The organism is Shewanella violacea DSS12, assembly GCF_000091325.1.
Lineage (GTDB): Bacteria > Pseudomonadota > Gammaproteobacteria > Enterobacterales > Shewanellaceae > Shewanella > Shewanella violacea.
Map to the genome: position 1 here is coordinate 1,181,732 of NC_014012.1, position 13,721 is coordinate 1,195,452.

11 protein-coding genes are annotated in these 13,721 nt (G+C 40.9%); 6 read left to right on the forward strand and 5 right to left on the reverse strand.

Annotated features, from left to right (window positions below; all coding sequences use genetic code 11):
- Positions 1-4 precede the first annotated feature (4 nt).
- Positions 5-412, forward strand: a complete 408-nt coding sequence (locus SVI_RS04735; protein ID WP_013050292.1) for a type IV pilin protein — start codon at positions 5-7, stop codon at positions 410-412.
- Entirely contained in the window at positions 409-729 is a 321-nt protein-coding gene (locus SVI_RS04740; RefSeq protein WP_013050293.1) for a TapY2 family type IVa secretion system protein, read from the forward strand. Before SVI_RS04735 ends, SVI_RS04740 begins: the two co-directional genes overlap by 4 nt.
- A 101-nt stretch (positions 730-830) precedes the next feature.
- On the opposite strand, the gene SVI_RS04745 is transcribed toward SVI_RS04740, so the two are convergent.
- Together SVI_RS04745 and SVI_RS04750 are read right to left on the reverse strand one after the other, a co-directional pair.
- Entirely contained in the window at positions 831-1,337 is a 507-nt protein-coding gene (locus tag SVI_RS04745; RefSeq protein ID WP_013050294.1) for a GspH/FimT family pseudopilin, read from the reverse strand.
- Between the two features lie 164 nt (positions 1,338-1,501).
- On the reverse strand, positions 1,502-2,011 hold the full coding sequence (locus tag SVI_RS04750) for a GspH/FimT family pseudopilin (protein ID WP_013050295.1): 510 nt from the start codon (positions 2,009-2,011) through the stop codon (positions 1,502-1,504).
- 257 nt (positions 2,012-2,268) lie between these two features.
- Between SVI_RS04750 and SVI_RS04755 the strand changes: the two genes are divergently transcribed.
- Positions 2,269-2,607, forward strand: a complete 339-nt coding sequence (locus tag SVI_RS04755; RefSeq protein WP_041419692.1) for a P-II family nitrogen regulator — start codon at positions 2,269-2,271, stop codon at positions 2,605-2,607.
- Positions 2,608-2,715: 108 nt separating this feature from the next.
- On the opposite strand, the gene SVI_RS04760 is transcribed toward SVI_RS04755, so the two are convergent.
- Complete coding sequence (locus tag SVI_RS04760; protein WP_013050297.1) at positions 2,716-3,729, reverse strand: LacI family DNA-binding transcriptional regulator; 1,014 nt, start codon at positions 3,727-3,729, stop codon at positions 2,716-2,718.
- 430 nt (positions 3,730-4,159) lie between these two features.
- Between SVI_RS04760 and SVI_RS04765 the strand changes: the two genes are divergently transcribed.
- Positions 4,160-6,817 (forward strand): TonB-dependent receptor, encoded by a 2,658-nt coding sequence (locus SVI_RS04765; protein WP_013050300.1) that lies wholly within the window; start codon positions 4,160-4,162, stop codon positions 6,815-6,817.
- Positions 6,818-6,948: 131 nt separating this feature from the next.
- Positions 6,949-8,481, forward strand: coding sequence for a tryptophan halogenase family protein (locus tag SVI_RS04770; RefSeq protein ID WP_013050301.1), 1,533 nt, complete (start codon positions 6,949-6,951; stop codon positions 8,479-8,481).
- Between the two features lie 103 nt (positions 8,482-8,584).
- On the opposite strand, the gene SVI_RS04775 is transcribed toward SVI_RS04770, so the two are convergent.
- Both SVI_RS04775 and SVI_RS04780 read right to left on the reverse strand, forming a co-directional pair.
- A complete protein-coding gene (locus tag SVI_RS04775; RefSeq protein WP_013050302.1) occupies positions 8,585-9,298 on the reverse strand; it encodes a SapC family protein in 714 nt (237 codons plus the stop codon).
- An 83-nt stretch (positions 9,299-9,381) separates the two neighbouring features.
- Positions 9,382-10,092 carry a DUF6445 family protein gene (locus tag SVI_RS04780; protein WP_013050303.1) on the reverse strand — a complete coding sequence of 237 codons (711 nt, stop codon included), beginning with the start codon at positions 10,090-10,092 and terminating at the stop codon, positions 9,382-9,384.
- Positions 10,093-10,875: 783 nt separating this feature from the next.
- Between SVI_RS04780 and SVI_RS04785 the strand changes: the two genes are divergently transcribed.
- Positions 10,876-13,542, forward strand: coding sequence for a family 20 glycosylhydrolase (locus tag SVI_RS04785; protein ID WP_041419693.1), 2,667 nt, complete (start codon positions 10,876-10,878; stop codon positions 13,540-13,542).
- The last annotated feature ends 179 nt before the right edge of the window (positions 13,543-13,721 follow it).

The window sequence follows — 13,721 nt, forward strand, 5'->3', positions numbered from 1 at the left end:
ACGAATGATGAGAGTAAATTTGATGAAAATAGTGAAAGGTTTTAGTTTAATTGAGCTGATGATTGTCGTGGCCATTATGGGGATCTTAGCCGCTGTGGTTTATCCCTCGTACACAGATTATGTTGCCAAAGGTGCCCGTGCCGATGGTTTAGCATCTCTGCTGCGAGTAGCTAACTTGCAGGAGCAGTTTTACTTGGACAACAGGCAGTATACTAGCGATATGACTTTGCTAGGACTAGGTGCAGATCCTTTCGTTACCAGTAATGGCCTCTATAGTGTGGACTCGACCGGAGCCACTGGTTTCATTGCTGTGGCAACGGCTCTGGGAGTACAAGCATCGAGAGATAGTGCTTGTATAACAATGCAAGTAAATGACATTGGAGAGAAAACTCCTGCGGAGTGTTGGAAATGAACTACAAGAATCAGTATGTTTTCCTAGCTGTGATGAGTATGGCTATCTCTGGGATAGCCATTGGTGACAACACAAAAAATTCAATAAAAAAAGATTATAAATGTTACTTAGATACGACTTCTGGGCATCAAATAGCCTTCTATGAGTGGCAAGAAAAGCGGGTTAAGCTGAATATGGCAAAATTGCCATCAAAGAAAACCCCTTCAAAAGGAGACGGTAAGCGGGCTTATATAAAAGAAGTTGATGAGTGTGTTGAACTAGATGCTATGTTTACCTTAGGTGGGGCACAACAACTGGATCAGGAAACCCTTAGGTAACGATTTTAAATATATAAACGGTTTGAAAGCGATTTGAAGGTTAAGGTGTAAAATATTATTTAGTCGTTTAAAACGTGTTAAATATTCATTATTCGAATAGCTTAATTACAGTTAAGGTTTGCCGCTGTGCTAAACCTTGCGGTTCCCGAAGCCTTTATCTGTAATCCCATCGACTCTGGACTGCTTTTGCTCCCAGGGCAGTAGATAAACAAGCCAGCACTGGTTAGTCCGTCGGTAGTGAAGCTTATTGCGTTGGGAGCAAATGAAACGAAATCGCTAGAATTAAAAGCACCGACTACGGTCAGCACTTCATCGTTACCATCAATTTGATTCGGGGTACCATTATCAAGGAATATCTTGAATCCTTTGCTCCAGTCTGCGTTACAGATTCCTGATACGATTGGGCACATGGTGACTCTAGAGCCGTAGCTAACTGCGTGGCTGCGTGCGAACTGCAAAGATTGATTAATCTTACGTATCTGGCTATCAGTTCGATAACCTTCATACATGGACTTCAAGGAGGGAGCACCAACACCGACTAAGACCATAGCTACCACGAGTGTCACCATAAGTTCAATTAATGTAAATCCATCTTGTCTCGGTTGCATGACATTTTCCCCTCTCAATTACTGCACTAAGTATAAGCGAGAACAGGTTTGTTTACAGCAGAATAAAATAACTATTTGAAGCCAATATATTGGCTGTAAAGGATATTTTGACTATTTGGACTATTTTTAATACTAGCAAATCTAGCTGTATTTCAGTGTCGTTATTAACTGCATTCTATTGTATCCGCTTTTGAGAAGCGGATACGTCCTGATTGGTTAATTATCACAGCTTTTGAATATTCGCTTAAAATCGAGGATGGGCAATACTTTAAGGTACCGTTGGTCCCAGAAGCTAAACCATCGGCCTGAAACCTGATAGCGGTGCGGTTATAGGTGACAAAGTCACCATGGTAGAAGCTTGCAGTTTTGAACAGGATTTCATCTTGGTTATCTATGATATTACTAGCTCCTGAGTCAATAAAAACAGTAATGCCAATGCTCCAGTCATGGCTACACTTATTTTTTATTACAGGGCAAACTGTAACGCGAACACCGTAATTGATAGCTGTATTACGTGCCAGTTGCAGTGTCTGTTGTATTACTCTAATGGATGAATCAGCCCGGTAGTGTTCATAGAGGGAGTGAAAATTAGGAACGACAATACTTACCAAGCTTGTAGATATGACTAAGGTGGTCATGAGTTCGATAAGAGTAAAACCATTATTTTTATTCATATTCAGTCCTTTGAATATAAGTAACAGAGACAGCATTTAAATTGACCTGTGTTGCGTCCTGCAATCACATTAGAGATTTAGCCAATCAAATAAGTATAGTTATGTTAGAAGAAAGAGTAATGCAATTGCATTGTTTAGTGACAAGGAAATTGCTTCCATGGCAATGATTGGTATATTAACTTTAGTGAGTCCCAAGCTCGTGATAAGCTGGAGTGATAATACAGATAAGTAATTTATACCCTATAAAGGAGCGTTTGATGAAAAAGGTCGAGGCGATTATTAAGCCATTTAAGTTGGACGATGTTCGTGAATCTCTCGCTGAGATCGGTATTACCGGCATGACCGTTCTAGAAGTCAAAGGTTTCGGTCGACAGAAAGGGCACACTGAACTGTATCGCGGTGCTGAGTACATGGTGGACTTTTTACCTAAAGTTAAAATTGAGCTAGTGATCCAAGATGAGCTGCTAGACAGAGCCATTGAAGTCATAGTGGATACGGCGCGTACGGGTAAGATTGGTGATGGTAAGATTTTTGTCACCGAGATTGAGCGCGTGATCAGGATCCGTACCGGTGAAGAGAACGAAGAGGCCGTATAAAGCTTCTTGTATAAGCAGAATTGATATTTATAAAAACGGCGTTGAAGATCTTCAACGCCGTTTTTGATCTTAAATTTTGATTATTGTTTTAATTGATGATTTTCATATCTAGGTCGCTTTTGAAGATGAGTCTCTGATCACAGGTTCAGGAATGAATATCTTAGATTGTGCAGATTTCTGCGACCGCCTATTCGCAATCAAGAGTTCAGTAGCCATTTGGGCTATCTTCTGATTAGGTTGATGTACAGTCGTTAGTTTGGGCCAAGTCTGTCTAGAAAATGGACTATCTTCGAAGCCTACGATAGAAATATCATTGGGAATATCCAAGCCTTCGAGTCGTGCTGCAAACAAGGCACCAGCGGCTATTTCATCGTTACAGGCTACAATAGCTGTAGGTTTGTTCACCCTGTTGAGCAGAGTCTTTGCCCCCGCTACACCTGACTCGAAAGAATACTCGCCTTCAATAATATTTTGTTGATCTAGCGCTAGGTTATTATTCAGTAGCGCTTGAGTATAACCAGATAAACGTGCCTTGGTGGATTCATGGTGCTGATCACCACTCAAGAAACCTATGTTCTTATGGCCTAAGTCAATCAAGTGCTGTGTGATTGATACGGCTCCATGCTTATCATCCACAAGTACGGCTAAACCTGAGTCGCTATCGATTTTCTCTCCGGCAATGATTCGCACATAATTAGCGTCAATCTTGTCCAAAGCCTGGAGGATTTTTGGGTCTTCCGATAGTGGGGGAGTCAGGACTAAGCCTGCTAGTCTCGCATGCTTCACCATAGTGGTTAATTCTTGGCAAATGTTATCAGATTTCGCATTGCAGGGATGAATTAGCAGCTCATATCCAAGTTCTTTGCATGAGGATAAGATGCCGTTTTGCATATCAATAACATAATAGGCATTGGGATTGTCATAGATAAAGCCTATGACATAAGACTTAGTGCCAGCCAAATTTCTCGCCGCTAAATTAGGTAGATAATCCAACTCAGCAATGGATTTATTGACTTTATCTATGGTGGCTTGTTTTACAGAAGGCTCGTTATTGGTGACTCGAGAAACTGTTTTAATCGAAACGCCAGCATGTTTTGCTACATCATTTATTGTGACTTTCATACAACTAAACACTCTTTTATCAGTGTGTTACAGGTAAGTTCTGATGCTTGTAAAGATGAGTGTACATCTTTTAAATTCAGGTTTACAAAGAACTTTATTTCATTTATTAGCGCCTATAGTGCGAACTTTTACTTTAATTAGCAATCTTCAAATGTAATTTCCTTCCGATAAAAATATTTTTTTATCACTAATAACAGCAAGTTTTTCCTCCCAAGGTCGCACGCAACAAAGGTTTAACATCTTGAGCTGTTGTTAAGGCTTGTAATAAAAATGTTCAAATAGACTTGTTTTTCTCTGGTTTGGTTATTTTGTTGTGGCGCCGATGTGAATTATTGTGTAATGTTTGTACTAGACATGACAGCGTTGTCATTCCTAAGGGGATGGTTATGGATACTAAAAAAATATAATAAAGTTATGGAAGGGAAACGAGATGCGACCATCTAATTTTAAGAAAAGTGTTCTAGCTACAAATATAGCGCTCTTGCTAGGAACTGCAGTCTCTATGTCTGCAGTAGCGGCAGAAGCAGATTCGGCTGTAACGGCTGACGACAACATTGAAAAAATTGAAGTGCGCGGTATTCGAGCTTCAAATAAAGCTAACCTTAATGCAAAACGATTCTCGGATGCAGTTGTCGATGCTGTAACCGCAGAAGATATAGGTAAGTTCCCAGACGGTGATGTGGGTGAATCATTAGCACGTATTCCTGGTGTCAGTGTTTCACGCCAATTTGGCCAAGGCCAACAAGTGTCTATTCGTGGTGCGTCGGCCCAGTTAACACGTACTTTATTAAATGGCCACTCGGTAGCCTCAACAGGCTGGTATGATCAACAAGCCATCGACCGTAGCTTTAACTACTCAATGTTGCCATCAGAAATGGTTGGAGGCATAGAAGTATATAAATCTTCACAAGCAGACCTTGTTGAAGGTGGTATCGGTGGTACTGTTATTGTTAAAACACGTAAACCACTAGATTTAGACGCTAATTCTGTATTTGGTAGCGTTAAAGGTACTTATGGAACAGTTTCTGAAGAAACTAGCCCAGAAGTTTCTGGTCTATACAGTTGGAAAAATGAAGCTGAATCATTTGGCGTTTTAGTTTCAGGTGCTTTTTCTCAAACAGATTATCAACGTAACGGTGTAGAGACTTCAAGAAACTGGAGCGGTGGTATGGCTCCAACTACATTCCAACAAGAACGAGAGCGCACAGCACTTAATCTTGCTCTACAATATCGTCCAACAGATGCGTTGGAATTTGGTTTAAGTGTAATGTCTTTAGACTTAAGCGCTAATAATGCCAATAACCAGATCATCATGTTCCCTGGTGAAGATTCATGTGTACAAACTAATCCAAGTAATGGTAATTGCGTTTTAAGAAATGCGACTAACCCTGGTGTTAGCTACGCCGCAGGTTACCCTGAATTTGGTGCAGCGTATTTCCAGACATGGGCTCGTGAAGCCTCAATGGACTCAAAAACTGTAGATTTTGATTGGAGCTATGAAGCTGATTCGTTCACTTTCTCTGGTCGTGTCGGTAATACTAAGTCAGAAGGCGGAGCGAGAACTGCACTTGTTGGCGAATACACCAATAACTTCAGTGACCTTGTTGGTACTTGGGATATGACAGGCGATCAGGCTAAATTTGATATTGCGAATAAAAGCTATGATTCAAGCATTCTACCAGGAAGTATAGGTATTCAGACTTGGGCTTTGGAAGATAAGCCTAATTCAGATGAAGAAACCTATGTTAATTTAGATTTTGACGTGCCAGTTGATTTTGGTGTGATTACTGCACTAAAAACGGGTTTCCGTTATGCAGACCACTCAGTCAAGAAGCAAGGCTTTAAAGGTCAATTAGCTGATGATTATGTAATGACTATGAGACCTGCCAGCGAATATTTCCCCGGCACAGTTTCATCAGGTGCAGGTTTTACTATTCCTGAAGCTAATCGTGATTTGATCTTGTCGGATTCACTGGCTGCAACGGATCATTACACCGAGAAGAAAGATGCATATGGCACAGTAGATGAAGAAAATATCGCTTTATACCTGATGGCTGATTTTAGTACTGATGGTATACGCGGTAACGTAGGTTTACGTTATATATCAACTGAAGCTTCATCTGATTATTATGCATTTAACTCTAACGGTGAATATAGCGATACCATATCTACCAATACAGCGAGTTATAATGAATTACTGCCTAGCTTAAACGTAGTAATGGACTTAGCTCCGGATGTGATTTTACGTACTTCAGCGGCACAGGTTATCTCTCGCCCTAACTATGCCGATATGTTTTCTACAACATCCTTGTCTAATTTTGACAATACTCAACCCAATACACAGGTTGCGAGCACTGGTAATGTGGCACTTCAACCATTCAAAGCGTTCCAGGCTGATATTGGCGTAGAGTGGTACTTTAGTGACGATGGTATGATGAGTGTTGCTTACTTTATGAAAGATGTAAGCTCATTTATATCGACTCGTGATGCTAATAACCAGCAAATTGGTCTTGATATTCCACTTTACCAAACATCACCGGAACTAAGCCCCTGTGGCGAAGATCAAGCTGACTGTTGGTCTGTTAGCCAATCGACTAACGTTAGTGGTGGTTCTATCGAAGGTGTTGAATTACAGATCCAAGATGCATTCGACAATGGCTTCGGTTATAGCGTGAACTATACCTATGCCGATGCGACCTCACCTGGTGAAAACTATCCTGATGGCAATAGCGTTTTCTCTGATTCATCGAAGCACACAGTTAACACTGTAGGTTTCTATGAAAATGATAGCTTCTCAGCACGCTTAGCTTATAACTGGCGCTCTGAGTACATCATGCGCGAAGCTCCAGGTTGGTACATGAACCGTAAACATGAAGATTTCGGCACAGTAGATTTCAGTGCGACTTGGTCTGCAACAGATTACCTGGATGTGACTCTGGAAGCTGTGAACATCTTAGAAGAAGATAGCCTACAAACTGGTATTTATGCCGATGGCACAGCACCACAAGCAGATCTAGAGGCTGGTTTCCCTGCATGGAGCTTTGAAGGTGAAGCAAGTTATAAGCTAGGTCTTGCTTTCCGCTTCTAAGACATAATAGAGTTAAAGCTATGATTAATAAAAGCCCAGCACTCGCTGGGCTTTTTATTTATTGTTACTTATTAGAACGATAGGTATTAGTTGTTTAAGCAAACCTTCAAACGATAGCTTTATGAGGTTTTATGAATATTAATAAAATTGCAATTATTGGTGGTGGAACCGCTGGCTGGTTAGCTGCTAATCATCTTGGAAAGGTACTATGTAAACAAGCTGGCGTATCTATCACCTTAATAGAATCGCCAGATATCCCGCCTATAGGTGTCGGCGAGGGGACGGTTCCAGATATCAAAAAAACCCTTGCCAGCTTTGGTATCAGTGAAACAGATTTTATCCGTCAGTGTGATGTGACATTTAAACAGTCAATTAAATTTGTTAATTGGATGGATAAAGAAACTCATGGAAAGGGCAACTTCTATCATCATCTATTTGATGTACCAAGCCGTGAGGATAGTGAGGTTTTAACCGCGCACTGGCTAGCGGAAAATAGTGATGCACCTTTTGCGCAGCAAGTATCGGCTCAACATCAAGTATGTGAACAGGGAAAGGCACCGAAGGGAATTACAACCCCTGAGTATCAAGGAGAACTTGCATACGCATATCACCTTAATGCGGCAAAGTTTGCTCATTTGCTTGCCGATAATGCCCAAACCAAATATGGAGTTAAACATCATTTAACTCACGTTAGTCGTGTGAACCTTGCTGATGACGGTTCAATACGCTCACTTGTCACCAGTGAAGATGATGACTTAGAATTTGACTTCTACATTGATTGTTCAGGTTTTGAATCTCTTCTTATTTCAAAAGCCATGAATGTCCCCTTTATTGATTTATCTGATAAGTTATTGGTTAATAGGGCGCTTGTGGTGCAAGTACCTACCTATGAGGGTGCTGATATACCTCCTTATACCTTAGCCACAGCCCATAAAGCCGGTTGGATTTGGGATATCGCTCTTCCTACCAGGCGTGGTGTCGGTTTTGTCTATTCAAGTAATCATATGACAGATGAAGAAGCGGAAACTAAATTAGATTATTATTTAGGTGGTAAGGACCCTAAGCTTGTTTATAAGAAATTGCCGATGAAGATTGGTTACCGTGAAAAATTTTGGCACAAAAACTGTGTGGCTCTTGGATTAGCACAAGGATTTTTAGAACCTCTCGAGGCTACATCCATATTATTAACCGACTTTTCTGCTAGCTTTCTTGCAAATCGTTTCCCTGTCAAAAAATCAGAACTAGCGGTACTCGAAAAGCGGTTTAATTATGCTATGGGGTATGCTTGGGAGCGAGTGATAGACTTTGTAAAACTGCATTATTGTTTATCGGATCGTCATGATTCACATTTTTGGAATGAGAATCGAGATCTGAGTACGATACCAAACTCCTTACAAGAAAAGCTAAAGTTATGGGAAAGCTCCGTTCCTATTACTGATGATTTCTTTAGCCAATTTGAAGTGTTTTATTTGGAAAACTTTCTTTTTGTTCTCTATGGTATGAAGTTCAAAACTAAACCGCTAGCTCTACTCCCAGAAGTGCGAGAAAGTGCCTTAGTAGGCTTAAGAAAGCGAGAAGAAGTTAATAATTATCTACAAAGTAAGTTGCCTAAGCATAGAGAGTTATTGGATAAAATTAATAGGTATGGCTTGCAGTCTGTATAAGTTTAGAAGTGAATTTCCCCGCGACTTAGCTTCGCTCTGATCACGGGGGATCTCGGATATTTGGATAAAGTTAATAGACGCTATTTCTGGTTAGGTTTATATTTTACTTTGTATCAAATTGGATTTGTTTCTTTGCTAAACGTCCAATTTGGTGCATTGAAGATAAGTGGGCATAAATTAGCGGTAATAATCCTTTATCTCGCAAATCGTTAAAGTCATCTTGGCTTAAAGCGTTCAATGCTTTTTCATCGATGATGTATAGACCATCAATAGCGTACTTTTCATCTTTACCTAAATTTATATTTAGTTTTTTATGTGTTAGCAGTCTTTTTGATGCTAAGTGTTGTGTTATTTTTTGAGTTTGTTCATATTTTTGTGTTACATCGAGCAAATGTTCAGTCCTTGCTTTCAAATAATCAGTTTGTTCCCCTTCACTATTAAATAGTGCCTGTCCGTTCTCAGTAGTCACAAGCGGGCTATCGAGATCAATGCCAACAAAACAGTCATCAGAGTTTTCATCTTGTATGTGAAGTGACAGGGGACTCTTTAGGAAGCTTGATGGCATTACTGAAGGCTCCCATTTATCGTCTTGGCAATAGAGATTTAAACCGGGTTTAATGCCCATCATAGCAACTGCAGTAAACTGTCCGGTTTCCTCATTTTTAACAAAAACAACCGAAAACTCTGAGGCCATAGGAATAAAGTCATGAGCAATAAGCGGAATTAAATGCTGTTCCTTATATCTTCTGAAATCAGTACTATTCATTATTTTTAAGTTGGCGTGTTGTTCATTATTTAATGGGGTGATTTGCGTCATGATTAGGGCTCCGTTTAAATTGGTATAAGCTTGTAAACTACAGTATGCGAACAGGGAAATTAATCTTATTCTTATTGTTCTAGCTATTTTATACTTGCAAAAGAAGCTATTGATAACCTTCCTGTTTTTGGGTCGTTATTATAGCTTTCTTTCGAAATTAGATTGGCACTGTGTAATAAGTTTCCTTGGTAAATGACAAGGCGATTAAACTTAGCATCAATCTTCAATACCTGTTCAAATACACTTGTGGAGCTTGTTATATAGCCCTCATGATCTTCGGGAGAGTTTTTAATGTCAGTGAACATTTTGGCTAATATAGGCTGATACTCTTCGGTAAATTGAATTAAATTTTCTGGCTTATATCTATACAGGCTAGTACCACCAAGTTCTTCACCAGATAAGTAATGAACAAAGGCATAATCTCTTTCGTCAAAGGAATCAATATGTGGTAGTTTTTGCTCTGTAGTCAATTGTGATGGTTGGCATGTAGTTAGGGATAGTAAACATTTATGGAAGCTTGAAACTGTATCGTTTTGACTATTATTCTTAGTGATAATCCTGTCTTCAAAAAAACTCTTCAATAAACGCATATAAGGTAAAGGCATATTATCTCGTATACCGGGATAAAAAGAGTTATCTGAAAACATAGGATTGAAATAAGCGATATTATGAGCGAAGTTCATCACACTGCTGGTGTCCAGCAGAAATTCATCTACGATTACAACATATAAGGAAGTGCCGGGAATTTTAACCTTGTTTATCCTTAAGTCCGGATTTAGTTTTATATCTTTCATATATCCCTATTCTAGATAATAACATCAAGTGGTTATTCTTTAGATTATGTGATCTAGCTCAAAATCAATATACTCACCTTTGACAGCGCTGTCAAAATCTGAGCTGCATCAAATAATCATATTTAACTATAGCGCTTTATATCAGATTAAAATAGTTGAAAGCATCTTATTGACTAGATGGGTTAATGTTATAAAAGTGAATTTTAACAATGTATTAGAGTTAAGTGTTACTTGGTGTTGAGCAGTTAACTAACCATCACAAAGAGCTATGTTTAACCTAATGTCATAAAAATGTAGATTTTCTGTTCGCTCTTGTGTATGTTCGTGAATGACAGCGTTGTCATCTGCTTGTGTGATGAGCTGTCTTGTAAGGTCTGCATGAATAGGAAGAGGTCTCCTTTTTCATGTTTTTGGCAGATGTAATAGGGTTAAACTGAATTACGTTTGTGTTTGAAATTTCAATAGTCTCTCCCCAGAAACTAGACTTGGCTAAGTGTTTTGTCAGTATTTTTGTGATGAATCACTTAGCTTTTTTTTATGTGGGTTTTGACCATTTGGATAGCTTTATAGTTTGAAAGCGAAAAAATCCAAACACTCAGTTTTATGATTTCCTTCAAATCCCTAGCTAAAACATCACCTCCTTCATGGCTATTTAGTTGAAAATTAGTGCGTTAAAGGTTAAATAGACTTACCAGTTTGGGTTATATCTAGGAGTAGCTTGCGGGTAAGCTGACTCATTTCATCTCGAAATGAGAGAACATCGAATCATAGTAGAGGGATAGGATGAAATTGAAGTTGATCACTGCCGCAATCACGCTTGTGTTAGTAACAAGCGCTTGCTCAGATACAAACATTGCAACGAATAACCCCGAGTCAGCTCATTCCAGTCAAGCTAAGGCTAACAGCCTAGATCAAGTACAACTAAACACACTTGGCGATACATTAGAGATTAAGTATCGGGTAGTGACTAACTACCCGCAAGGATGTTCGACTTCAGGTGTCGATGGCCGTTGCTTCACGGCGCAGATAGATCTGACCTCAGCTGTCGACTTAGACAGTCACGATTGGGCTATCTATTTCAGTCAGATGCGTCCAGTGCAGTCGGTGAATTCCAAAGAGTTTACTATTACTCGAGTCAAAGGCGATCTACATAAGATAGCGCCGACTACTGAGTTTACAGGACTCAAGCAGGGCATCACTAAGACCATAGAGTTTAAAGGTGAGCTGTGGCAACTATCTGAAACCGATGCTATGCCAAACTATTACCTGGTATCAGCTGAGTTAGAACCGGTACTTATCAAGAGCACGGCAGTGACGCTGGACAGTGAAACTGGCATGGAGCTTCGTCCCTATGTGGTGTCATTCACCGATGAGGATAAACAGTATAAGCGCAGTGATACCGATAAAGTGAAGTGGGCAACAGCTGAGGTACTATTTCAGGCTAATCAGGGAATAGACTTTCAGCCCGAGCTGGTCACCAACACGATAATCCCAACTCCTTTGAGGCTTGAAGTCAGCTCAACCGATAAGCCTGTGTCCCTTAAAGGCGGCATTAAGCTTGAGCTTAATGATGTTAAACGCCAAGCCATAGATGCAGCACTTGCTCGCCTGAGCCGCATCGGTGTCAAAGAGGCATCGTCTGGTCTAGTCGTTAGTCTCTTACCACTGGAGATGAAGTCTACATCTGGCGCATATTTGTTAGATATCGCCAAGGATAAAATCACCATCTCTGCGGCGGATGATGCGGGTTTCTCCTATGGCCTATCTTCACTGACCAGTCTTCTCGATAGTAATGACTTGGTTATTAACACCATGAGAGTCGAAGATTCCCCCCGTTATGATTTTCGCGGCATGCACATAGATGTGTCGAGAAATTTTCACAGTAAGCAGCTGGTGTTGGATATGTTAGATCAGATGGCGGCCTATAAACTGAATAAGCTGCATCTGCACATGGCCGACGATGAGGGTTGGCGTCTGGAGATAGACGGCTTACCTGAACTCACAGATATCGGCAGCAAGCGATGTCATGACTTGAGTGAAACAAGGTGCTTGTTACCTCAGCTTGGTAGTGGCCCGTTTGCCGCTGCTAAGGTCAATGGCTATTACTCAAAAGCCGATTATATCGAGATATTAAAATATGCTGGCGCCAGACAGATTCAGGTCATTCCCTCAATGGATATGCCGGGACACTCAAGAGCGGCCATCAAGTCCATGGAAGCGCGTTATCGCAAGCTAGCTGCAACCGGTGACATAAAAGGGGCTAATGAGTATCGTTTGGTCGACCCTAAAGACACCACTGTCTATTCATCGATCCAATACTATGACGATAACACCCTTAACGTGTGTATGGAGTCGACCTTTCACTTCGTCGATAAGGTAATCGACGAGATTGCTAAATTGCATCAACAAGCGGGTCAGCCTCTATCTGTCTATCATATTGGTGCCGATGAAACTGCCGGTGCCTGGTTAGACTCTCCAATTTGTAAGGCGTTTCTTGCCAAAAATAATCAAGGCGTGACCACAAGCGATGAATTTGGTGCCTATTTTATCGAGCGTGTATCGAATACCTTGCATGATAAAGGTATAGAGCCTGCGGGTTGGAGTGATGGTATGAGCCATACCCGTCCACAGAACATGCCGAAAGCCTCCCAAACCAATGTATGGGATGTTATCTCACACAAGGGGTTTCGCCGCGCGCATCAGCAAGCCAATTTAGGTTGGGACGCAGTATTGGGTATGCCTGAGATGCTTTATTTTGATTTTCCCTATGAGGCTGATCCTAAAGAGCATGGATATTACTGGGCGAGTCGTAACACCAACGAGCGTAAGTTATATGGTTTTATGCCTGACAACTTGCCGGCCAATGCCGAACAGTGGACCGATATTCAAGGTGAGCCCTTCGAAGCCGACGACACTGAGAAACGAGATGAAGCAGGTAAGCTAGTCAGTGGCCCAATGAAGCAAGGGATGTCTTTTTCCGGGCTTCAGGGGCAGATCTGGAGTGAAACACTCAGAAGCGATTCCGTGGTTGAATATATGACTTTTCCACGTCTACTTATCTTGGCTGAGAAAGCCTGGCATAAGGCGAGCTGGGAAGTGCCCTATCAATATAAAGGGGCTGTTTATAATCACACTAGCGGCTACTTTACCCAAGAGATGCGCAATGAGCAGGCTAGCCAGTGGGCTGTATTAGCTAATACTCTGGGGCAAAAAGAGTTACTTAAACTCGATATGGCTGGCATCGAATATCGGGTACCCACTGTTGGTGCTCATATACATGATGGAAAGCTGCTAACGAATCTTATCTACCCGGGTCTGACCGTTGAATATCGACTTAAGGGGGGTGAGTGGCTTGTTTATCATTCTCCTGTCGCTATCTCTGGTCAAGTAGAAGTCAGGGCCGTAGCGGCCGATGGTAAGAGGAAAGGCCGTTCCTTAATCGTAAGATAAAGGGGGGAGGTGATATTTGTGGCTGCATGTGACCAATAAATGCAGCCAGTCTATTTTTACCGTTTTGGTACTTTAACTTGGCTTTAGTTAATACTATTGCTCTTAGCCTAAATGAAACTAATGACAGCGCTGTCACTTGTGTTGTAACATGATGTTAACTTGGTCAGTGAGCAGGCATC

Coding starts and splice junctions, on each gene's coding strand:
- SVI_RS04740 (WP_013050293.1), top strand. CDS start 409: ATGAACTACAAGAATCAGTATGTTTTCCTAGCTGTGATGAGTATGGCT.
- SVI_RS04765 (WP_013050300.1), top strand. CDS start 4,160: ATGCGACCATCTAATTTTAAGAAAAGTGTTCTAGCTACAAATATAGCG.
- SVI_RS04775 (WP_013050302.1), bottom strand. CDS start 9,298: ATGACGCAAATCACCCCATTAAATAATGAACAACACGCCAACTTAAAA.
- SVI_RS04785 (WP_041419693.1), top strand. CDS start 10,876: ATGAAATTGAAGTTGATCACTGCCGCAATCACGCTTGTGTTAGTAACA.
- SVI_RS04755 (WP_041419692.1), top strand. CDS start 2,269: ATGAAAAAGGTCGAGGCGATTATTAAGCCATTTAAGTTGGACGATGTT.
- SVI_RS04750 (WP_013050295.1), bottom strand. CDS start 2,011: ATGAATAAAAATAATGGTTTTACTCTTATCGAACTCATGACCACCTTA.
- SVI_RS04745 (WP_013050294.1), bottom strand. CDS start 1,337: ATGCAACCGAGACAAGATGGATTTACATTAATTGAACTTATGGTGACA.
- SVI_RS04735 (WP_013050292.1), top strand. CDS start 5: ATGATGAGAGTAAATTTGATGAAAATAGTGAAAGGTTTTAGTTTAATT.
- SVI_RS04770 (WP_013050301.1), top strand. CDS start 6,949: ATGAATATTAATAAAATTGCAATTATTGGTGGTGGAACCGCTGGCTGG.
- SVI_RS04780 (WP_013050303.1), bottom strand. CDS start 10,092: ATGAAAGATATAAAACTAAATCCGGACTTAAGGATAAACAAGGTTAAA.
- SVI_RS04760 (WP_013050297.1), bottom strand. CDS start 3,729: ATGAAAGTCACAATAAATGATGTAGCAAAACATGCTGGCGTTTCGATT.